This is a genomic window from Paenibacillus sp. FSL W7-1287 (genome assembly GCF_038004245.1).
Classification (GTDB): Bacteria; Bacillota; Bacilli; order Paenibacillales; family Paenibacillaceae; genus Pristimantibacillus; species Pristimantibacillus camelliae.
On sequence record NZ_JBBORD010000001.1, the window covers coordinates 3755887 to 3777509 of the forward strand.

19 protein-coding genes are annotated in these 21623 nt (G+C 43.3%); 1 reads left to right on the forward strand and 18 read right to left on the reverse strand.

Annotated elements, in window-relative coordinates:
• Position 1: 1 nt before the first annotated feature.
• The 17 genes from NSQ99_RS16980 to coxB form a co-directional block, all read right to left on the reverse strand.
• Positions 2–1648: a pectinesterase family protein gene (locus tag NSQ99_RS16980; protein ID WP_340838000.1), complete on the reverse strand. Its 1647-nt coding sequence runs from the start codon at positions 1646–1648 to the stop codon at positions 2–4.
• 20 nt (positions 1649–1668) lie between these two features.
• Positions 1669–2952: a Gfo/Idh/MocA family protein gene (locus tag NSQ99_RS16985; protein WP_340838001.1), complete on the reverse strand. Its 1284-nt coding sequence runs from the start codon at positions 2950–2952 to the stop codon at positions 1669–1671.
• Positions 2953–2974: 22 nt separating this feature from the next.
• Complete coding sequence (locus NSQ99_RS16990) at positions 2975–5281, reverse strand: glycoside hydrolase family 95 protein (protein ID WP_340838003.1); 2307 nt, start codon at positions 5279–5281, stop codon at positions 2975–2977.
• A 252-nt stretch (positions 5282–5533) separates the two neighbouring features.
• Positions 5534–8515 carry a family 43 glycosylhydrolase gene (locus NSQ99_RS16995; RefSeq protein ID WP_340838004.1) on the reverse strand — a complete coding sequence of 994 codons (2982 nt, stop codon included), beginning with the start codon at positions 8513–8515 and terminating at the stop codon, positions 5534–5536.
• A gap of 355 nt (positions 8516–8870) precedes the next feature.
• Positions 8871–9356: a small multi-drug export protein gene (locus NSQ99_RS17000; RefSeq protein ID WP_340838007.1), complete on the reverse strand. Its 486-nt coding sequence runs from the start codon at positions 9354–9356 to the stop codon at positions 8871–8873.
• Positions 9357–9470: 114 nt separating this feature from the next.
• Positions 9471–9650: a hypothetical protein gene (locus NSQ99_RS17005; RefSeq protein ID WP_340838008.1), complete on the reverse strand. Its 180-nt coding sequence runs from the start codon at positions 9648–9650 to the stop codon at positions 9471–9473.
• 78 nt (positions 9651–9728) lie between these two features.
• Positions 9729–11075, reverse strand: a complete 1347-nt coding sequence (locus NSQ99_RS17010) for an ABC transporter permease (RefSeq protein WP_340838010.1) — start codon at positions 11073–11075, stop codon at positions 9729–9731.
• The gene (locus tag NSQ99_RS17015) at positions 11035–11937 is read right to left on the reverse strand and encodes an ABC transporter ATP-binding protein (RefSeq protein WP_251668907.1); all 903 of its coding nucleotides are present in this window, start codon (positions 11935–11937) and stop codon (positions 11035–11037) included. Before NSQ99_RS17015 ends, NSQ99_RS17010 begins: the two co-directional genes overlap by 41 nt.
• Before the next feature lie 19 nt (positions 11938–11956).
• Positions 11957–12862, reverse strand: a complete 906-nt coding sequence (locus tag NSQ99_RS17020; RefSeq protein ID WP_251668909.1) for an ABC transporter ATP-binding protein — start codon at positions 12860–12862, stop codon at positions 11957–11959.
• Between the two features lie 12 nt (positions 12863–12874).
• A complete protein-coding gene (locus NSQ99_RS17025; protein ID WP_251668911.1) occupies positions 12875–13261 on the reverse strand; it encodes a GntR family transcriptional regulator in 387 nt (128 codons plus the stop codon).
• A 14-nt stretch (positions 13262–13275) separates the two neighbouring features.
• Positions 13276–14001 (reverse strand): hypothetical protein, encoded by a 726-nt coding sequence (locus tag NSQ99_RS17030; protein WP_340838013.1) that lies wholly within the window; start codon positions 13999–14001, stop codon positions 13276–13278.
• Positions 14002–14209: 208 nt separating this feature from the next.
• Positions 14210–14680 (reverse strand): DUF420 domain-containing protein, encoded by a 471-nt coding sequence (locus tag NSQ99_RS17035; RefSeq protein WP_251668915.1) that lies wholly within the window; start codon positions 14678–14680, stop codon positions 14210–14212.
• 26 nt (positions 14681–14706) lie between these two features.
• Complete coding sequence (gene ctaG / locus NSQ99_RS17040) at positions 14707–15621, reverse strand: cytochrome c oxidase assembly factor CtaG (RefSeq protein WP_340838016.1); 915 nt, start codon at positions 15619–15621, stop codon at positions 14707–14709.
• A gap of 123 nt (positions 15622–15744) precedes the next feature.
• Positions 15745–16065: a cytochrome C oxidase subunit IV family protein gene (locus NSQ99_RS17045; RefSeq protein WP_251668919.1), complete on the reverse strand. Its 321-nt coding sequence runs from the start codon at positions 16063–16065 to the stop codon at positions 15745–15747.
• A 4-nt stretch (positions 16066–16069) separates the two neighbouring features.
• Positions 16070–16687 carry a cytochrome (ubi)quinol oxidase subunit III gene (locus NSQ99_RS17050; RefSeq protein WP_340838019.1) on the reverse strand — a complete coding sequence of 206 codons (618 nt, stop codon included), beginning with the start codon at positions 16685–16687 and terminating at the stop codon, positions 16070–16072.
• Positions 16684–18519: a cytochrome c oxidase subunit I gene (gene ctaD, locus NSQ99_RS17055; RefSeq protein WP_340838824.1), complete on the reverse strand. Its 1836-nt coding sequence runs from the start codon at positions 18517–18519 to the stop codon at positions 16684–16686. The genes NSQ99_RS17050 and ctaD overlap by 4 nt, the downstream gene beginning before the upstream one ends.
• A 77-nt stretch (positions 18520–18596) precedes the next feature.
• A complete protein-coding gene (coxB, locus tag NSQ99_RS17060) occupies positions 18597–19649 on the reverse strand; it encodes a cytochrome c oxidase subunit II (protein WP_251668923.1) in 1053 nt (350 codons plus the stop codon).
• Between the two features lie 362 nt (positions 19650–20011).
• On the opposite strand from coxB, the gene NSQ99_RS17065 reads away from it, so the two are divergent.
• The gene (locus NSQ99_RS17065) at positions 20012–20725 is read left to right on the forward strand and encodes a hypothetical protein (RefSeq protein ID WP_340838022.1); all 714 of its coding nucleotides are present in this window, start codon (positions 20012–20014) and stop codon (positions 20723–20725) included.
• A gap of 38 nt (positions 20726–20763) precedes the next feature.
• Here the strand turns inward: NSQ99_RS17065 and NSQ99_RS17070 are convergent, their stop codons facing one another.
• Positions 20764–21579 (reverse strand): DUF421 domain-containing protein, encoded by an 816-nt coding sequence (locus NSQ99_RS17070; RefSeq protein WP_340838024.1) that lies wholly within the window; start codon positions 21577–21579, stop codon positions 20764–20766.
• Between the last annotated feature and the right edge of the window lie 44 nt (positions 21580–21623).

Consider the following 21623-nt stretch of genomic DNA (forward strand, 5'->3'; position numbering starts at 1 on the left):
TTCATTTTATTGTTGGAGCCCATCCATCTTTACCTGAGAGGATGTTTTTAGCCGTATACTCCATCGCCTCGTCACTGCTTAATTGCTTCGTCCAATTGGCACGTAAACGAATATCCGCCCCAGGTCCGTAGCTCCCGTATTCCCGATATCTTGCTGTTTGTTCTTTATCCAGGCTTCCCCAGTTATGCCAACCCTGCGGATGAATCACTCCTTCTTCAATCAACGAATGTAAAAACACGTCATTCGCATAATCTCGCCAAGGGCGTCCAAAGTACACATCCTTAACCCATGGATATCCCGTAATTGTGCAATTCAAAAATATGATTCCGTATTTCTGCTCTTTAGGCGTACTTGCAGCTGTAATATATCCTCCGGAGCGTTTATTAAATATGACACAGTTCTCAAGGAAGGCCGTTGCCGGGCCATAAATAAAATCTACCGCTCCTTCAATATAACAATCGTGGAAATAGAACCGGCCCCCTTGTTTCGAATTCAAATATAATGTGTCTTGATAGCCTAAGAGGCGGACGCCTTCAAAATAGCCTCGATCTCCTCTAACCTCTAGCGCGGCCGCCGTGCCTATCGCCCCAGCTTCATTTGCAAAAGTTAAGTTTAAAGCGGTGAAATCATCCGCTTCAACGATCGTGCTACCTCCATTGAACCCTGTTCCCGTTATATCAAGATAGGTCAGAATCGTCCGAAATTTATTTTCGCCTACCAATGTGATCATAGGTTTGTTTTTAGGGATGACCAGCTTTTGATGATAAAGACCTTCTTTAATATAAATCGCAACCGGCTTTGTATTATCTGCAGGAACTGCATCGATTGCCGCCTGTACATCAACGTAATCGCCACTGCCATCCTTCGCCACAACAATGAGCGTATCCGCTGTAATATCCGCTAATGGGATGATTTTATTTTCCACCTGCTCTGCATAGCGATTCTCGGGAACAACTTTCAATTGTCCATTGTTCTGTGAATTCGTGCTCACAGCTTCTCCATACACTCGATCTTCATCGTGATTTGGAATGTCCGTTTCCGGATCATGATGCTTTCCCCATGCCGTTAGAGTACATTCGATAAATTTAAAACCTCTTTGTAGTGACTCCTTTAATTTTTGCTCGCGAACAGCATCTAACAGTACATAATCAAATGGATATTCTGTTCGTTCGATCAGTGATAATATTTTCATTGCTCGTATCATCGCGGCTCCATCGAATGTAATTCTATCAGTGTCATTGCCTAACAGCGGATAAGTAAGCGGCCAGCCACCATTTGCATATTGCATATCAAGCAAATAATCAACTGCCTTTACTAACGCATCTTTGTAACGTCTATCACCTGTTTCACGATATACTTTCGCTAGCAGGATCATTTCATTAACTGTGGCACCGTTTTCAAGAGTACCCGTTTCATTGCCTGATTGATCAACGATACGCGACCGTGGCTCCTTCGCATCCCAAGCACGATCGATCAAAACTTTTTGATCGTTCTTCGGATCAGGTCGGTTATGAATATCTTTGCCCCAGCCACCTCCGTCTGTTTGCCAAGTAAGCAAGCGATCGGCTATTACCATATTTACATTCATATCGTCGCAATAGTAATTAGCAGCAGTAAGCATAGGCAGCATTCCTATATCCCCCCTCATTCGCGTTTCCTTCTTTTTAACTAAATTTCATATCGAAGTAAATCATTAATATTGATAGGTTTGTTTTCTTTCACCGATTTCCAAACCGCTTCACCAGTAGCAATGGAGTACGCGCCATCCACACTACCAGACAAAATCCGAAATGCACGATGCTGATCTTCCCCTAGAAATAATTCTTCTCGCAGAACAGGGTCACCACCGCCATGTCCGCCTTCTCTATGCACGACATGGATCGTCTGCTTTGAACCAAAGAGCGGGAAGTAATCGATGGTCCATTCGGGAATGTCGAAAGGCGTCCGGTTTGGCGAATGATACTCCATCGTTTCAATTCGACCTTTGGTTCCGTTGATCGCCAGCCTATACCCTTCATAGTGGGCCGAGAAGTTTACTGAATAACTCAGCAGCGCTCCCATATCATATTTAACCGTAGCGCTATAAACATCCTCGATATCGATCTCAGAATCAAAAATACAAGCATCCGGGCTGTAACCCGTGTAGTTCCCCTCGGTGTCGACGGTGCCCAAATGATCATCCTTCACTTTAATATCCGCACTGCGTGAATTCCAGCGGCTGTAATAGTCACATTCCCATTTTACATCACATGTGCTGCAATGCCTTCCATCCTCTTTACGAGGATTCGCTTCGCCGTCTGCTCCGTAATAATGCAGCCCGCCATAAGCAAAGACCTGCTCTGGCTGCTGATCAATCCACCAGCGTACGAGGTCAAAGTGATGGGAGCTTTTATGTATGGAAAGCCCTCCAGAATGCTCTCTCCTCCGATTCCAGCGTTTAAAATAGCTGGAGCCATGGTATGTATCGATATACCAGTTCAAATCCACATTGGTTACCCGTCCGACTGCTCCGCTGGCAACCAGCTCTTTGATCTTTGTATGAATAGGTGAGTAGCGATAATTAAACGTAACGATTACTTTTCCCTTGCTGTTGTCCTCAGCCTCCATAATCCTTTGGCAATCAGCTGCTGTTGTTGCCATCGGCTTTTCTGAGATTACATCCAAATCATGTGTTAACGCTTTAATGATGTATTCCGCATGAGTATCATCACGTCCTGCTACAATGATCACATCAGGCTTCGTTTCCTTAATCATCTGTTCAAATTGATCAGGCGTATATTCTGGAACCTCTTTAGTCTCCTGAACCGTTCCCTTGCATAGTCTTGCTCTTCGCGGATCTATATCTAATAGAGCGACCAGCTCGCTTACAGAGCCGAATGTTCGCACTATTGGTTTTATAAACATGCCGATTGCACGATTGCTTACTCCGCATACTGCATATCTTTTTTTCATCTTTATTCCTCCAATGAAGTCGCTAAGCTAGTGGTAGAATCGTATAGGTCTCGCCCTTTATAGTAGGGAAGTAAATCAGCTGACCATTCGATTTCACTATAATCTCTTTACCATCTGATCCGATCACTCGAACTGGATGCTCCTGGAATAGGCGAAGCGTCTGTCCGCTCTCGGACTTCACCTGTGCTTCCTTTAGCTGCAGCCCTTCCCATATCATATCGATCACAAAGCCGCCTCTTGCTCGAATGCCTGCTACGCGCCCGGAAGACCAAGCTTGAGGCAAGGCTGGCAGTAAGTGAATATGATTAAGATGACTTTGAAGAAGCATTTCGATGATTCCTGCTGTCCCTCCAAAGTTTCCATCAATTTGAAATGGAGGATGATTATCAAACAAGTTCGGCAGCGTTGACTTGCGCAGCAATTCCTTCGTATGCTCATAAGCCTGTTCTCCATCCAATAAGCGAGCCCAGAAGTTAATGATCCATGCACGGCTCCATCCTGTATGCCCTCCACCGTTGGCTAGCCGACGAGTCAACGTCACTTTTGCGGCTTCAGCCAATTCAGGCGAAGCTTGCGGGCTAATCGTTGTCCCCGGGTGTAGGCCGAACAGATGAGAAATGTGACGATGCCCAAGATCTTGCTCCTCATAATCCTCAATCCACTCTTGAAGCTGACCATGTTTGCCGATTTTCATCTCAGGTAAACGAGCCCTCATTTCTTGCCAATTGTTGCGTAATACTTCATCGATATTTAATGCTGTACTTGCTTCTATACAAGCATTAAACAGCTCCAATAAAATTTGCGTATCCATATAAGGGCCATAGCATAACGTTCCAACTTCGCCATTTGGCAATTTGTATCTATTCTCTGGAGAAACTGATGGACTCGTTACTAGATATCCTTCGGGACTTTCCACAAGAAAATCCTCAAAGAATAAAGCTGACTCCTTCATTGTTTCATACGCTCGCTTCAAGAAAGTTACATCTGGATTGAATTGATAATGCTCCCACAGGTGCAGCGACAACCAAGCAGCGCCCATAACCCACTGGGTACCTGGCGGCCAATGATCCTGAGGTGCGGTATCCGCCCAAATATCTGTATTATGATGAGCTACAAATCCCCGGCAGCCATACATGGTTTGTGCCGTAATACGGCCGTTCTTCTTCATTCTCTCAATGTGCTCGAACAAAGGCTCATGACATTCTGCTAAATTACAAATTTCAGCTGGCCAATAGTTCATTTGCGTGTTGATATTTATTGTATATTTACTGCCCCAAGGCGGAGACATCGAGTCATTCCAAACCCCTTGTAAATTCGCCGGCAGTGATCCAGGTCGGCTTGAAGAAATGAGCAGGTACCTTCCAAAGTGGAAATATAACGTGTATAAACCAGCATCATTGCCCCCTTGCTGTACATCCTTTAAGCGTTCAGAGGTTGGTACGGTTGCCCAATCTCTACCAGAATCCTCGCCAAGCCCAAGCTTCACCCTCTGAAATAAATGCTGATAATCTTCAATATGTCTTTGCTTCATCTGTTCATAGGAATTCGCTGCTGCATTCTCCAGCCATGCTAGACATGGATTGATCGGATCTGCATATCGATATGTGCTGGCGATGGCAAGCACAAGTGTTACTTCATCCGCTTGTTCAACGATGATATGCTCACCAATAGTCTGAACCGTTCCACCTGTATGGATCGCTTTGACCGTTGCACTATATGTAATTCCATCTTTTCCGCCACATTCATTGGTCATGACAATCGTGTCTGACCCATGTCGGTAAGTCAGATCCACGTTCATGCCCTTTTTTCGTTCGAACCGCGAAGTGAAGGTTAACGCTCCAGGACAATCCGCTTCTAGCCTCACAATCATCACTTGGTCAGGATAACTGCAAAACACTTCACGACGATAGTTAATACCTGCATATTCATAGGTAGTTAAAGCTAACGCTCGCTCTAGATCCAGTTCCCTGCGGTAATTTCGTAATTCACCTTCATTGTGTTCGAAACGAATGAATAAATCCCCTGCGGTTAAATAATGTCTTTGGCTTCGCGGCGTACCGGAAAAAGCTGCTTCCGTTAGCTTATGCGCCTCTTTCAGCCTTCCATCAAACAATAGCTTCCGGACTGCAGGAAGATTTTCGAATGCATCGGGGTTGTTGCGATCTCTTGGTCCGCCATACCATATGGAGTCCTCGTTGAATTGTATTCTCTCTTGCTCCACGGTACCAAAGACCATACCACCAAGACGGCCATTCCCCACCGATAATGCCTCGTTCCAGTCCTGCGCCGGCTTATCGTACCACATCAATGTTTCCGATTGTAGCTGCACCAATGCCCCACTCCTTGTCAAAAGATTGCTGTTTTGATACTTAGTATAAGTGAAAGCACTCACTAATTCTTTAACCTTTAAAGCTGTATTTACCGTATAACTTTGCTTTTTATGCTCTCACATCCAGAAACGGCACTTTCATCTAAAAGAGTGGGCGGATTTCGTTGTCTACTAGCTGCATAAGCCCCCTTCAGGGCAAAATAAAAGACCACCTCGATTCAACCTAGAAGGTTAAACGAGGTGGTCCTTTATTCAAGAACGATAAGCTGCGCCATCTAAGGTAACATTAGAGCATTGAACGAGTTCAATCTGTTCATCCGCTTCAATATCAAGGCGAATATCAGCCAAGGCCATGAGATCCACATATCGACCGATGACTCCCCTGTTAGCCACTGCATACAATCCATCTATAGTAAGTTCGCTAATCGGCATTTCAGGTAAGCCGTTCAATAGCAATGCTGTACTAGCACCATGACATACTATGTCACGCAAGATGATATTTCGGAAGATTGGCGTTTCCTCTGTTACGGGATACGTTTTATCGTTGTAACCCTCGGACCCTTCTTTACCTTCATAAAACATATGAAATGACACGGCCTCATGGACGATCCCATTCATACGGATACGTTCTATTTCTATGTCCTCGACAACACCACCGCGGCCCCTTGCACTTTTAAAGCGAAGACCGATATCGGTACCGATAAACGTACAATCAGAAACTCTGACCGCTCTTACCCCGCCCGACATCTCACTACCGATGACGACACCACCATGACCATGATACACTGTGCAGTTCTTTATTGTGACGTACTCGGTAGGCAGCCCTCGTTGACGCCCTTCCTCATCCTTGCCTGATTTCAGGCAGATCGCATCATCACCAACATCAAATGAGCTGTGCTCTACCCAGGCATGACGGCATGATTCCAGATCTATGCCATCACCATTCTGAGAGTACCATGGGTTACGCACCGTCACATGCTCTACTGTAATTTGTTCACAGTTGAATAGATGCAGGTTCCATGCGGGTGAATTTTGAAACGTCGGACCCGACAGCAGCACTCGCTCTGATGAGCGTAAGCTTAACAAGGTCGGCCTCAAGTAATCTCGGATTGGCAGATAGGCATCTGGGTCCGTAATCCCTTGTTCGCGCAGACGCCTGCATAGACCTTCACCATTCATCGCGCCTTCTGAAGGCCACCATATATTACTCTTCTCATCTACCACACCGCCGGATTGGATTAATTTCTTCCAAGCCATGTCGGTCATTTTAAATTTCTTTACCGGACGCCAGCCTTGGCCTCCGCCATCGATAATTCCTTCGCCAGTGATAGCCACATCGTGCAGACCTTCACCGTCCAGCGGAGATTGACAACGAATCGCTTTCGATCCTTCAAAAAAAGAAGAAATCAAAGGATATTGCGCAGGATCTGGCTCGAATAGCAAGAGCGCTCCTTGCTCAAGATGCAGGTTAAGCCGACTACGAAGTGATAATGGACCCGTGCGCCATACTCCTGCTGGAATCACTACCTTGCCGCCACCCGCATCGGCGCACTCATCCAGCGCAGCTTGAATGGCTTTCGTATTACAGGTGATTCCATCGCCTGACGCACCATAATCGATGATGGAATATTCATGACTAGGGATGCTAGGTCTTTCAGGACGGCCACTTTTCGCTTGTGCCTCATATTCGAACCATGCAAAATCTGCATAGTTATCAGATGTCATTCCTTGCGAGCTTACGTACATCCCCATATATGCTCCAGTAAAGCCGCCTGCCACATCCGTGCTCAGAATTCTGCCGTCTGCCTGCTCCATGAGCGTAACCCATTCCGACGTGTCGTCAGCACGGAAGGAGAACCGATAATCCTGTTCGTCAGCTTGAACTTGAAGCTGGACCTGTCCCCCGATGTAAGCTTGTGAAGCCAGTATACGGGTCACACCATTTTTACGTTTGAGAAGTCTAATTTCTGTCGCATCCCCATACTGGCCATATTCAAATCTATAATGATAGTTTTGATTTTGCAGTAAGACGATGCCGGCAACCTCTCCTGTTTGCTGTGGCTTAAACGCAAGCTGTGTTGATGCTCTGAAGCTAAAATGCTGCAGCCTGCGTCCAATAAACGACGGCTGTGCGACCTCTTCCAGTGTCGCAGGTCTTAACCGCAATCTTAAATAACCTGGGCGATCAGTTAAACTATAAAAAGCTTCACGAGGAGTACGCAGTGTATTCCATACATCGCCAAGCTGCTCACCATCGAAATCATCCCGGATAGGATCGTTTGGCCAAGGACAGGCTGGAAGACTTGGGGCTTGACCTTCAGCTTCCACTACTCCTTTACCAGGATTAACGACCGGCCATTCCTTCTCCCATTTCACCGGTGTTAAGAAGGTTTCTCGACCTAGATTACGGTAATATCCGCCATACGGACGCGATGCAAGACATACCATCCACCATTCCCCATGCTGTGTCTCAACAAGATCACCGTGTCCCACATTCACGATAGGATAGTCACGGCCAAGGTGACGATGGGTTAGGATTGGATTGCCTTTATATCCTTCATAGGGGCCGATTACGTTTTTACTTCTTGCAATCGTGACGGCATGTGTAACTCCGGTACCTCCCTCGGCGATCATAATATAGTACCAGTCGCCAATCCTATACAAATGCGGCGCTTCCTGCGCATGTGCTACCTTAAGCGCACCTTGCCATATGCTATATTTAGGCCCGACTAACTGGCCTTTGTCGACATCAAGCTCCTGCAGCCAAATATCCATATTCTTGGCATGTGTTTGCCCTTCAGGCGGTATTCGGTTGCCAGTATAGTACACTTTCCCGTCATTATCGAATAAAAGTGATGGATCGATTCCCGGTGCATCATCCAAGAATACAGGATCGGACCAGTCCCCTGCAGGATTCTTTGTGGTGACATAAAAGTTATGTTGTTTTTTGTCGTTATCAACAAAAGTGGTGATCATATAAAATATGCCTTGATGGTAACGTATCGTAGGTGCCCAAATACCTCGTGAAGGCTCAATTCCATCCAAATTTAATTGGGATGGGCGATCAAGCACATGCCCGATCTGTCGCCAGTTCACAAGATCACGACTATGAAAGATTGGGACTCCGGGAAAAAATTCAAAGCTCGACGTAACCAAATAATAATCCTCGTCTACCCGCACGACGGAGGGGTCAGGGTAAAATCCTGGAATGATTGGGTTATGAAACGTACTCAATGATGTACCTCCTTGTATTTTAATACCCAAAGTATAAAGTACAAAAAATTAAATTTCTGTATAATTTCATGTCATAAATCTACTATTCTAATCCTTTTATGCTCTATTAATGAATATGAAGAAATGCGTGACATTATTGATAAAGTCAATTCAGGAGAGCTACCTATTTCTGCATTAAAAGATGCGGAAGCTTTATTAGAGAGACATACCTATTATGTTATGCCTTAAACTTTGAAAGCCTATCAGGAGCTTGCGCAGTAATTAATTTATAAGATTAAATGAAAAGGGCAAATATCAGTCATAACACGACCGATAATTTGCCCTTTTTCATTTGGATATTCTCTTTTTAGCGGTATTACTTTACAAGATTAATACCTAACAGCACTAAAATCCCCATTCCAACAGCCCATACTACAATAGCAATTGTTTGCCAAATAATTACGTATCGTTTCGATGCACCTGACGCAATACAAATTAAAGCAGCTATGTGGTCCCCGATTAACAACGGACCAAGGAGTGATACTCCGGGAACACCATACTTATGGAATAGCTTCTGTCCTCGTTCTAAACGTTTGTTTTGCTTTTCTTGTTTACGTTCAGATGTTTTTCTACTTTGTAGCCACTGCTTAACACGATCACTAGCCAGGATAACAACCATAACTGAGATCCAGTTTCCAAAGATTGCAGCTACTATCGTCATCAATGGAGAGAATCCAATCGCAATCCCAACAGGTACTGCAAAATAGCCTTCGATAAATGGGATCATTGCCACAATCATAACCCCAATGAATTGTAATATCGGATTTGAGTTTTGCAACTCTTGTAAAAATTGCTCTAGCATGTTGTACCATCCTTTTTTGATGTATGCAAGTCTTATAGTCGTAATGTATGACAACATTACGTATTGCCCACAGTTGCCCTTTTATATAAAGATATTCTCTTTTAACTGCAATAATCACTTACATTTGGGTGAACTGAAAGCTGTAGAGCTGAATGCTAGACCTACTCCAACGCCAATCGCCATACCAACGGCAATGTTATCCAGTGCCACCCCGATAGCAATCCCTATTGCAATACCCATTATCATACCTGAAGCAGACTTTTTTTGATTTTTCGGGCCTTTACATGGACGCATGACTAGCGCCTCCCCTCTTCAGATGAGTAATCCTCTCTTTCAATGACATTACGTATTGCCCACAGTTCCATTCAATCCTTAGATTTTGTACGCCTTCATCGCCTTGCGAAGCTCTTTCATGCTTGGGCGCTTACCGTACATCAATACACCTGTGCGGTAAATCTTCGCGGAGAGTACAACCGCCAAGTAGATTGTAACGAGTAAAATTGCAAACGATACGAGTACTTCCCATAACGCAATATCTGTTAATCCAAGTCTTAACACCATAACGAATGGTGAGAACAATGGAATATGACTGCAAATTTTCACGAGTAAGCTATCTGGTGTAGAGATACTGAAGATCGCAATGTAGAAGCCTGCTAATGAGATAAATGTCATTGGCATTACTGCATTACCCAGATCCTCTGTTCTGCTTACAATTGAGCCAAGCGCTGCGTATAGCGTTGCGAATAGGAAGAAGCCCGCTAAGAAATACAAGCCTGCGAATACGAGTAGCATCGGATCAACTACAGACAGATCAATATTAAGCTCCTTCAGCATTTCAGCATTATGTGGTAGGCTCAGGTTAATCGCACCAACTGCAAGATAAGATGCAAGCTGAATAATAACGATCAGGAACATACCTGTAATTTTACCGAACATGCTTGTTAGCGGAGATACGCTTGTAATTAATACTTCCATTACACGGCTGCTTTTCTCTGCTGTTACCTCTGATGCGATCATTTGACCAGAGATCATTACCGCCATGAATAAGAAAATAATGATGAAGTAGATAATGCCCATATTAACGCCTTGTTCTTCAGCTGTTTTACCTTCACCTTCGCCGCCAGCAGACAATGATCCTTTAATTTGTACAGCATCGACAACAATTGGTGCTTGAAGCTCCTTCATTTGCTGTTCGGTTAGTCCTGCCTCTGACAAAATGTTATTGTGACGAATGACTTGTAATGCTGCTTCAATCTGAGACGCTACGGAATAATCGAGCAGCTTCTCACTTTTTACGATAATTTCTGGGAAGCCACTATCTGTTGCTTCACCAAACTGCAAATAGCTGTATAGCTCACCTGCATCTAGCTCTGACTTCAGTGTTTCTTCGTCGCTAGCTGCATTGCCTGACGTTGCAAAGCCTTTGAATGTTAGCTTGCTGCCTTCAATATTAGCAAAATACTGCTCTAACTGCTGGCCAGTAACTGATCCAAGGGATTGCCCATCTTGAATATAGCCAACCGTTTGCGTCTTATCCTCGCCGCCACCTTGGAATTGCATAATGATATAAGGAATGTTGACTACAACTGAAATAATAAGTAAAAATACGAGAGTAGAAATAATAAATGCTTTTGCTTTTAATTTATTCATTACGGTAAAGCGTACAACTGTCCAGAAATTATTCATTACGATCACCAACCGTTCTAATAAAGATTTCATTCAATGTAGGCTCTTTCACTTGGAAATGCTCGATTTCTGTTTGAGATAAAGCATGATTAAGAATTTGTGCCGCTACTTTTTCTTCTGCAATTTCAATCTCTAGTCCATTTTCATGGCGATGTACTGCTTTTACTCCTGAAAGCTGTTCTAAACCTGCAACCTCTTCCTTTGTTTGCAGCCATACTTTTTCTTTCGGGAATTTGCTTTTAATATCTTTAACGCTGCCTTTAACAACTTCCTTCGAGCGATGAAGAATCGTAATATTACGGCATAGCTCCTCAACATGCTCCATACGGTGAGTAGAGAATACGATGCTTGCACCGTTATCACGCAGCTCCTTCACCGTTGCCTTCAACAGCTCAACGTTTACGGGGTCAAGACCACTGAATGCTTCATCCATAATAATAAATTGCGGATTATGAATGACTGCAGAGATAAATTGAATTTTTTGCTGATTCCCTTTGGACAGCTCCTCGACACGTTTATTGTAATTTTCAGGTACCTCGAAGCGCTCAAGCCAATATTTTAGACTGCGATCTGCGTCTTTCGCTGACATGCCTTTAAGCTGAGCGAGATAGATTAATTGCTCACTTACGCGAATTTTAGGATACAGCCCGCGCTCCTCTGGCAGATAACCTACGTTTTTCAACAATTCGTTGCTGTACGGCTTTCCGTTATATTTTATCTCGCCTTGGTCTGGATAGATAAGTCCTAGAATCATACGCATCGTTGTCGTTTTACCTGCGCCGTTAGCTCCTAATAGACCATAAATTTCTCCTTTAGACACTTCAAACTGTACGCCGCTGACTGCTGTTTTGTCTGCATAGTGCTTTACTACATTATTCACTACTAATGGATTCACAGTATTCCCCACCTTATCATTATTTTGCGTATTGTCTTGCCTTTTTCATATGCTGAAATAATATTTCATCAAGCTCTAAAATCTGTTTGCTGCGCACGGTCAATTCCTGACCTTCCAGCCAGCGTTCAGCTTCAAAGCTATTCGAACAAACAATCTCGTAAAACCCACTGCTAACCACTTTATGCTCGCAATAGCCAGGCATTAGATGTGGATCAAATGTACCGCCAGATGGAGCCTCGATAAAGTACGTTGACCAGCTTTGCAGCAGCTCATCCTTTTCATAGGTTCCAAGCACCTGCCCATCTACAAGGAATACGATATAGTCAGCAAGCCGCTTCACTTCATCAACGATATGCGTTGCCATCAATATGGTATGATCCTCATTCTCCATATATTGATGTAGCACCTCAATCATCGTTTTCCACGCGATCGGATCGAGTCCAGAGGATGGCTCATCTAGTAAAAGCAGCTTCGGATGGTGGGCCATTGCAATCGACAGATCGAACTTACGCCTCATTCCTTTTGACATTTTTTTAAGCTGCAGATCGTCTCTTGTCGTAAGAATAGAAAGTAAACGCTGATACGTTTCATTGTTCCAATTTTGAAACCATTTGGCATGAAACTGTGCCTTCGCATAGCCTTTCAAGAAATCATCAAATGAAGTCGCCTCTTCTGGCAAATGACCGATCAACTGCTTTAACTCATCATCGTTATGATGATTAAGCTGTTGATCGAGTACCGTAACGCTTCCCTGGTGAGGCTTAAGAATGTTCATGATCATTCGGAATAATGTGCTTTTGCCTGAGCCATTAGGTCCTACGATCGCAGTCACATAGCCCTTAGGGATCGAAAGTGTGACCGGCCCTAATGCGAAATGATCTCTAGTAAGCTTCACATCCTGCAGTTCAATCGCATATTCTCCCATATTCAATCTCCTTTACGGTTCATAATGCTGCAACTTTTCTTTTAGCAGCATTTCAAGCTCCTGCTTGGTACACTGTACACGCTCAGCTGCTTCAAGCAACTGATCAATCGCTTCGTTCACAACACTGTGCTTCTGCTCCTCACGTGATTCCTTCTCCACATGGGATACATACGTACCAGTGCCTTGCTTTGTACGAAGCAGGCCTTCCGCCTCCAAATCGCTATAGACTCGCTTTATGGTGATAACACTGCATTTCAGCTGTGAGGCTAGCTCTCTGATCGAAGGCAGCAAGGTTCCTGCTTGAAGCGATCCACTAATGATAAGTGCTCGAAGCTGGACTTCTATCTGATAATACAATGGCTCCGCACTTTGCTCACTAATCGCGATCGGTAGCCGCATCACTTATCACCTTCTTATGCTGTTATATTTCTAGTTCTCACTCTTTCATTGATTATGCGAAATGCAAGGGAAAAGCTTGCAATAATAAGTATGATGCTTGCTGCGATCATCAAGATCGGTGATTTCTGTACAGCATCATATATTCCCTTTAATAAGTAGAAATCAAAGATAAATACATATGCGATAACGATTGCGAGCTTGATAAAAGGAATAGTCCAGCAGTAAACCGTATACTTCTTGTAAGAAAAGCACATCTCCATATAGAGATAAAATAAATTGAATACGTAAATGATTGCAAATACTGTTAATCCATGCATGATATAGTGTCCAAGATCAATTGAGACACCACGACTGGCTATCATAATCCATCCAGTTAACGCGTAATACGCGACAACCGCTAAAAAACTAAATAACGTAACTCCGGTAAGTCTAGACCATACAATTTGGTCAATTTTTATTGGTAGTGAGCGCCAATACGCTAACCGTTCTGCTAGCAAATCCTTTTTCCAGCCATACCCATATAAATGAGTTGTAACTAGACCTACAACGGATAAAACCATAATAATAAGATAGTCCATTAAAAACTGAGATTCATAACTATCTGTTGAAATAGTTTCAATCATGCCATCACTTGTAAATATGGATAAATAAGCGATAAACACTAATAAAACAAGGTTTTTCCATCGCGCATTACGGATATCATTCCATAGCAGATAGTGTACCCCTTCCCAATACTTCATCGAGTATCCTCCTTGCAAGATTAACATCAGCGCTGTATATACTGTATATATCTATATACACAGTATATACACGCTATATTGTTGTGTCAACTATTTTCCAGGAAATATTTTCATTAATTTTATGTACACGATATTTTCGTATTTACTATCCCAATAAAAAAGCGCAAGCTGCGGTTGCAGCTTGCGCTAGATGTACATATGTCATATGTTACTGTCGGAATAAAGCATCTATGAATGGCTCTGTATGACCACCTGGGTAGAAGATATAAAGTAAAAAGTAAACTGTGACGCCAGTAATCGCTGTAATGAACCAGATGACGGCTGTTACCCGTCCCAGCTTGCGATGCTTGTCATACTTTTTCTTGTAGCCTAATGTTAAGGTCGTGATACCAAATACCGCAGCTACGGTTGCCAGTACAATGTGGAAAAACAAAAAGATAAGATAAATCGTCTTCAGGCTATCCGGTCCACCCCATGTTGTGTTACCAATAAAGATGGTCCGAGAGGCATAAATAATAAAAAAGATAATTGCAGCAATCGCTGCCCAGAACATCGTTTTCTGATGCTGCTCTCGCTTCTTGTTTAGAATCTGCTTCCAGCCGATCGCTACTAGAATTGCACTAAGCGCAATAAAAAACGTGCTGATTGCAGGAAATATTTCAAACTCATGTCCTTCCATGTCCTGCTTGTCCTCCCCATCAAAAATTATTTCTGCTTAATTGCCATCGCATCGCGCATCAGCTGCTCGTCAACTGCCTCCTGCTTATGCTCTCTTGTAAACCACTCACGAAATACAAACGCGAGCAATACACCATAGGTTACTTCTTGGATCAGCTTCATAACGATACCGCCAGCTTGCTGGTCCTCGAGCGTAGTAAACGTATTGAAGAACTGTGGTCCTCCAAATTCCGTAAGCAAATAGCTTGTATCACCTGGGATACAGAAGCCCATAGCATTCACCCATACTTGTGGATCGTTGTAGATGGCGTAAAGCGGCTCATTCGAGAAAATGATAAGCGCACAGGCAGGTGTAAGTAAAACACCATTCGCAAATATGTATGCCATGCGCTTAACGTGTGACATATGCGGAATTTCCTTTATTGGCGTATTCACATGCCACCACATCATAAATGCAGCAACTAGCATCACTAGATAGTATAAACGATGGATAGCAAAATTGGTCATGACGTAATCATGAACAACAGGTATATGGTAGACCGAGAACATCATATTAAACAAAATAAGCGTAACTATCGGATGCATAAGAAATTTAAACTTGCCCCAGAACGAAGCAGAGAAAGCTTTCTTCCATATAAAGCCCGGAACAGCCGCAAGCACCATCGGAGGTACAATTAAATAGGACAATGCCATATTTGTCATATGGAACGAGAACATAATATGTCCTAGTAAAGCTAGCGGCCCTTCATACGCTAAGTAATAGAGTACAGCTGCAGTAATAAATAGCAGCTTTCTTCCTAAAGAAACGGGTGCTTCCTGTGGAAAATGCTTCTCGCGCCACGGCCCAACGAGATATAAATATCCGATGATGATCCCGATCGTTGCAAACAAAAACATTGGACTCCATACCTCTTGAAACTTAAAATATTGCAAGCCAAACATGTTGAAGCTCCTTTCTTATGCATCCATAGTACAAGTCTATATCCATCATACAGGGTTACGCAGTATAAGTGAATAGAAGAAGGGGGTCACTAGGACCCCCTTGCTAAATTGATCATGTCTATATTACCAAGTCGTCCAGAATAATGCCATGATCACACAAGTGAAGACAACGATGACTCCACTTAATATTGCAATAATCGCAAATGTATGTCCGCGATCCTTCATATGCATCCAAAAAGCCATTTGCACAAATACTTGAACAATCGCTAATACGACTAACAGGATATATACGAAATCAATATTGATCTCGCCAGCCATAACTAGAGCGAATGCGATGAAAGTTAATAGGATGGAGAATATAAAAGCGATAATATGCTTTTTTGAACCTTCTTGCTTTGTCGTTTTGACATCGCTGCGTTGCGTTGTTTGTTCATGTCCTGCCATAGTATTAACCCACCTTTCCCATCAAGTAAACGACTGTAAAGATGAATACCCATACAACGTCGATAAAGTGCCAGTATAAACTGAACAGATACACTTTAGGTGCCGTTGTCGTATTTAATCCGCGCTGCTTCAATTGGAGCAACAATAGGATTACCCAGAACAATCCAAAGGCTACGTGTGCTCCATGGAATCCAACCAATGTATAGAAAGAGGTTGAAAATGCACTAGCGGAGAACGTATGTCCCATATGCGCATAATGGTTAAACTCGTAGATCTCAACTCCGAGGAACGCCGCTCCTAGAACAAGCGTTACAAGAAGCCAACCAATGAGTCCTTTAACATCATGACGATGCATCGCCTGCATTGAAAATACACTTGTTAAGCTTGATGTTAACAACAGTGCAGTTGCAACAGCAACCAGTGCAAAGTCGAATAACTCATTCGGAGCAGGTCCATCCATGATTTGTCCACGTAATGTTAAGTACGCTGCGAATAGCGTACCGAACAATACCGTTTCTCCACCAAGGAATAACCAAAAACCAGTGATTTTATTGCGACCCTCTAGGGTAGCACGTTCTGGTTCATGCGGCAGTTGCCCTTCTACATGTGAATGTGAACTCATGCCTTAACCCCCTGATCTTTAAGAATTTCTTCTTCTTCGATATGGAAGCCATGGTCATCAAACCAAGAACGAAGCGCCATACATCCAAATGTAATAAGCAAGCCGGCAGCTCCAATGATTAGACCAGTAGTACCCCAATCAGCTGGCTTCGAGTACATGAAACCAAAGCCTGCGATAAATAGGCCAACCGCCATGAAGAACGGTAAAATACTCGGTGACGGCATATGAATAGGGCCGATTGGCTCTACTGGCGTCATTTTTGTATTGCCTTCCATCTTTTCGTGCCACCATGCATCATAACCACGTACAAGTGGTGTTTGAGCAAAGTTGTATTCTGGTGCAGGTGATGGAATCGTCCACTCTAAAGTACGTCCATCCTCCCACGGGTCATTAGAAAGATTTTTTGGTTTACGCATCGTAATGACAACATTGATAAGGAACATAATCGTACCAACACCCATCATCAGTGCACCAATTGTACTAATGAAGTTCAAGTTGTTCAAGCCCATACCATCTAGGTATTGCCATATACGACGAGGCATACCCAATAGTCCAAGGAAATGCTGTACGAAGAATGTTAGATGGAAGCCGATGTAGAACATCCAGAACGTCCATATACCAAGCTTTTCACTTAGCATGCGGCCGAACATTTTTGGCCACCAATAATGCATTCCAGCAAAGATACCCATGACTAGACCACCTACGATAACGTAGTGGAAATGGGCTACAACGAAGTACGTATCATGATATTGGTAGTCAGCTGGCGCAACAGCTAGCATTACCCCGGTAACTCCACCCATTACGAAGGTTGGAACAAAACCGACCGCGAACATGTTCGCAACGGTAAAGCGTATTGAGCCGCCCCACATCGTAAATAGCCAGTTGAATATTTTAATCCCCGTTGGTACGGCAATTAGCATCGTAGCAATCGAGAACAATGCGTTGGCAATGGCCCCAAGTCCTGTCGTAAACATATGGTGAGCCCAAACCATGAAGCCTAGGAAACCGATCAACACCGTCGCGAAGACCATGGAGCTGTAACCAAACAGACGTTTACGTGAGAAGGTCGATACAACTTCTGAGATAATACCGAATGCCGGTAGGATCAAGATGTATACCTCAGGGTGTCCGAAGATCCAGAAAATATGCTCCCATAGTACGACGTTACCGCCGGCACTTGGGTTAAAGAAATTACCGCTAAATATCCGGTCAAACATTAGCGCTGCAAGTCCAACGGTTAACGCAGGGAATGCAAAAAGGATAAGCGCTGATGTAATGAACGATGCCCATGTAAACATCGGCATACGCATGAATGTCATGCCTGGAGCACGCATGTTGATAATGGTAACTAGGAAGTTGATACCACCTATCAGCGTACCGATACCAGAGATCTGCAGACCGATGACATAGTAATCCGTACCATGATGTTCTGTGTATGTAGTTCCCGAAAGTGGCGCATACATCGTCCACCCTGCATCAGGTACCGTACCAGCGATAAAACTGATGTTAAGTAAAAGTCCACCAAAGAAGAATGTCCAGAAGCCCAATGCGTTGACAAACGGATACGCAACGTCACGTGCCCCGATCTGTAGTGGAATAATAGCATTCATAAACCCGAATATGATCGGCATGGCTGCAAGAAAAATCATCGTTGTACCATGCATCGTAATCAATTCATTGTAAAACTGTGCCGATACGACGTCGGACTGAGGGAACATTAACTGTAATCGAATTAAGATTGCTTCTAGGCCACCAATAAGGAAGAAAAATCCTCCTGCAAGCAAATACATAATCCCTATTTTTTTGTGGTCAACCGTCGTTAACCAGTCCATAATTCCTGTACGACGCTTAACCGCATGCGCATGTGCATGTGCCAAGATAGCTACCTCCTTTACACTGTTGATAGTGATTATTCAAAGTCAAGCGTTAGATTGGATAAGTACTCAGCAATGCCAGCAACCTCTTCATCTGTCAGTTGATAAGCACCTGTCATATGGTTGCCTGGTTTTACAGCTTCAGGATCTTTAATCCATTTGTACAGATTGTTGTATACTGTATCCTCATGCTTATACTCAATCTCGCCTTCTTCAACGTTAATAAGTATGCCCGCTACGCTTTCACGAGATCCAATACCCGTTAAGTTAGGGAATGCACCACCGCCGTAATCACCTACTGCATGGCAAGTTAGGCATTGGCTTTCAAAAGCGCTCGCGATTTCTGAATCGCTCGGAAGCTGAACCGTATCAAGCATCGCTATTTGCCAACGCTCGAAGGAGGATGGCTCGACAGCTTTAACCTTGAAATCCATCAAACCATGTGAAGGTCCACAAAGCTCAGCACATTTACCTTGATAAACACCTGCTTTTGGTGCAGAGAAATACATTTTGTTAACGTTGCCATCCGGGTTCGTATCCGTCTTACCAGCTAATGACGGAATCCAGAAAGAGTGAATGACGTCTGCTGTTTTTGCTTGGATAGAGATCGTTTTACCAGTAGGAATGACTAGCTCTTGCGCAGTTTTAATACCTAACTCCGGATATTCAAACTCCCACCAATATTGATGCGCAGTTACAATTACCTGCAAAGCTTCCGGGTCTTCCGTGTAATCCTTCGCTAAAGAGAATACTGATTTTAGTGTCGGAACTGCTAAAACAACTAGCAAAATAATCGGAATGACAGTCCAGATAACCTCTAGCTTATGACTTCCTTCCACTTGCTTAGGGATGCTATTGTCCCCTTTGCGTCTGCGGAATTTGATCAATACGTAAATTGAAATCGCAAACACACTAACAACAACGATCGACATGATAAGAATGGAAATAAGCATCAAGTCTCGTTGTTCTTGCGCTACAGGACCTTGTGGATTAAGCGCTGACAAATCTTCTCTTCCGCAAGCTGACAGCACAAGCACCAGAAGGGCCATTAAAGGCGCAAAGCGTTTCACAAATTGCCACCGTTTCATTAATAATCAACCCCACTTTTGACGTTTTCACAGCAGCCATCTCTGTGGCCAACAGCCTGCTGCGTGTAACAAAGATGATGATTTTACAAATCCTGCATCAAATCACTTTATTAAATATAAAGTTGTGACAACCTTTTGTCAATGTTCCACAGGAAGTTCACAAATTGTTCTCAAAGCTGTCAAAATCAAATGAATCTTGACGGTATTGCTTTACTTCTTCTCATAGTTTTTACTAACGTTGCTTCTTCATTCCAATAATACTACTTTTCTTACCTTAGGATGCGTCTGTATCGTTTTACCATGCATATTTTGTCCACATTTTTCAGACGATGAATAGTAACAATTCCTTGAGGAGTGAACTTATGATAAAGCCTAATGCAAAGTATGGTGCTTTCGTGCTAGCTATGCTGCTCTTAAGTATGGTGGCGCTAACAGGATGCAGCAAGGGAGCTCAAACCGAAATGGAGAGGTATACGAAGCCACTGCGTTCTACGGATTACGGTAGTTTACAGGCTAGAAAAACTAAGCAGCAAGAACTGAGAGCGCTGGAGCAAACCAATCGAGAACCTAGACAGTATGCTAAAGGAACGGTTTCGTACAGCCCGAGTCTAGCCGATGCTGTCAGCTCTATTGGTGGAGTGGCGGATGCGAGAGTATTTATCTCGGATTATACCGCTTTTATAGGTGTAGTACTCGACAATACCGCTCAAGGCCTTATTCGTTCAAAGCCGAGTGGTGAGCGAGACTCATCCGTATTTAATGAACCGATTCAAGCGCCAATGTCTATACACAACAACCCTTTTCAAAGCTACTTGACGGTAAACGATAACTCGCAGCTCTCTCCAGTTTTTGTACAAACCGTAATCGATACCGTTAAAAATCAACAGCATGCCATTCGTGAGGTGCATCTCTCTGCCAACAAGGAGTTCATGTATTATCTCGACGAATTCGCACAGGTCGTATGGGGTGGAGAGTCCTTGGATCCTTATATGGATCAATTCAATATTCTTATTAACCACCAGTTTTTTGATGGAAAAGTAATGCCTACTTCCTTAAAATACTATCGCAATCGTTAATGATTGCGATAGTATTTCTACTATATAAATGTATACGACTATCCAGATGGTTTATTCGTTTGCTGCTCGATGATCGCAATCGCCTGCAATAAGCTTTTCTTGATCTGCTCCATCTCTGTCTTGTTAAATGCATTTTTTTGTGGATTTTCTAGGTTTACCTCGAGTGTACGTTGATCCATCGTATGGATGGACAAGCTCTTATCCTTCGTATACTGAGCAATAAATACTTGATTCGAAGCAACGTTGACCTTTGCAAGCTGCTTTTCAACCCAATTCTGATCTAATCCGTTATTTTTCAAAGCTTCAAACTCATAGGAGCCATCAATGATAATGGTTATCGGTTCTTCTTCCTTTTCAATCGGATAGCCAATCATCGATGGAGTTAACGGATTGTGCTCAGCCTTCAGAAATATGCTGATCTCCCCGTTCGGCTCCATTGAAACCATTTCTACATCTGCAATGCGAAATACATCCTTATCTCGAAGCTTCTCAAGTAATTCTTCTACAGTCATGTTTTCTTTTCTCAATGCATCCTTTATGACGTTTCCATTTGAGATTAGAAGACGTCGATCACCATCAACGACTTTACGCATCTTTTTACTTTTTAGCGTGAATTTCTCCAGAATAATAACGATAAGGACCCATATGCAGAGCGAAACGGATGCAAGCAGCCACATTTCATTCTCCTCAAGTGCAATATAAGCTGCGATATTCCCGACACTAATTCCCGATATATAACCGAACAACGACATCTCAGATAATTGCCTTTTTCCTAGCAGCTTCGTCAAAAAAAACATAAGCGCAATAGCAATTATGGTCCTTCCACTAATCAATAATATGTTCATAAACATCATTTATCCCTCCAGTACTAGCTTAGCCATTTATCAAAAACTAATAC

Bases quoted from the DNA above. Each gene is read 5' to 3' on its own strand.
- NSQ99_RS17005 (WP_340838008.1), bottom strand. From the start codon at position 9,650: ATGCGTCCATGTAAAGGCCCGAAAAATCAAAAAAAGTCTGCTTCAGGT.
- NSQ99_RS17025 (WP_251668911.1), bottom strand. From the start codon at position 13,261: ATGCGGCTACCGATCGCGATTAGTGAGCAAAGTGCGGAGCCATTGTAT.
- NSQ99_RS17035 (WP_251668915.1), bottom strand. From the start codon at position 14,680: ATGGAAGGACATGAGTTTGAAATATTTCCTGCAATCAGCACGTTTTTT.
- NSQ99_RS17045 (WP_251668919.1), bottom strand. From the start codon at position 16,065: ATGGCAGGACATGAACAAACAACGCAACGCAGCGATGTCAAAACGACA.
- NSQ99_RS17065 (WP_340838022.1), top strand. From the start codon at position 20,012: ATGATAAAGCCTAATGCAAAGTATGGTGCTTTCGTGCTAGCTATGCTG.
- NSQ99_RS17070 (WP_340838024.1), bottom strand. From the start codon at position 21,579: ATGATGTTTATGAACATATTATTGATTAGTGGAAGGACCATAATTGCT.
- NSQ99_RS17050 (WP_340838019.1), bottom strand. From the start codon at position 16,687: ATGAGTTCACATTCACATGTAGAAGGGCAACTGCCGCATGAACCAGAA.
- NSQ99_RS17030 (WP_340838013.1), bottom strand. From the start codon at position 14,001: ATGAAGTATTGGGAAGGGGTACACTATCTGCTATGGAATGATATCCGT.
- NSQ99_RS16980 (WP_340838000.1), bottom strand. From the start codon at position 1,648: ATGAGGGGGGATATAGGAATGCTGCCTATGCTTACTGCTGCTAATTAC.
- coxB (WP_251668923.1), bottom strand. From the start codon at position 19,649: ATGAAACGGTGGCAATTTGTGAAACGCTTTGCGCCTTTAATGGCCCTT.
- ctaG (WP_340838016.1), bottom strand. From the start codon at position 15,621: ATGTTTGGCTTGCAATATTTTAAGTTTCAAGAGGTATGGAGTCCAATG.
- NSQ99_RS16985 (WP_340838001.1), bottom strand. From the start codon at position 2,952: ATGAAAAAAAGATATGCAGTATGCGGAGTAAGCAATCGTGCAATCGGC.
- ctaD (WP_340838824.1), bottom strand. From the start codon at position 18,519: ATGGACTGGTTAACGACGGTTGACCACAAAAAAATAGGGATTATGTAT.
- NSQ99_RS17010 (WP_340838010.1), bottom strand. From the start codon at position 11,075: ATGAAATCTTTATTAGAACGGTTGGTGATCGTAATGAATAATTTCTGG.
- NSQ99_RS17000 (WP_340838007.1), bottom strand. From the start codon at position 9,356: ATGCTAGAGCAATTTTTACAAGAGTTGCAAAACTCAAATCCGATATTA.
- NSQ99_RS17020 (WP_251668909.1), bottom strand. From the start codon at position 12,862: ATGGGAGAATATGCGATTGAACTGCAGGATGTGAAGCTTACTAGAGAT.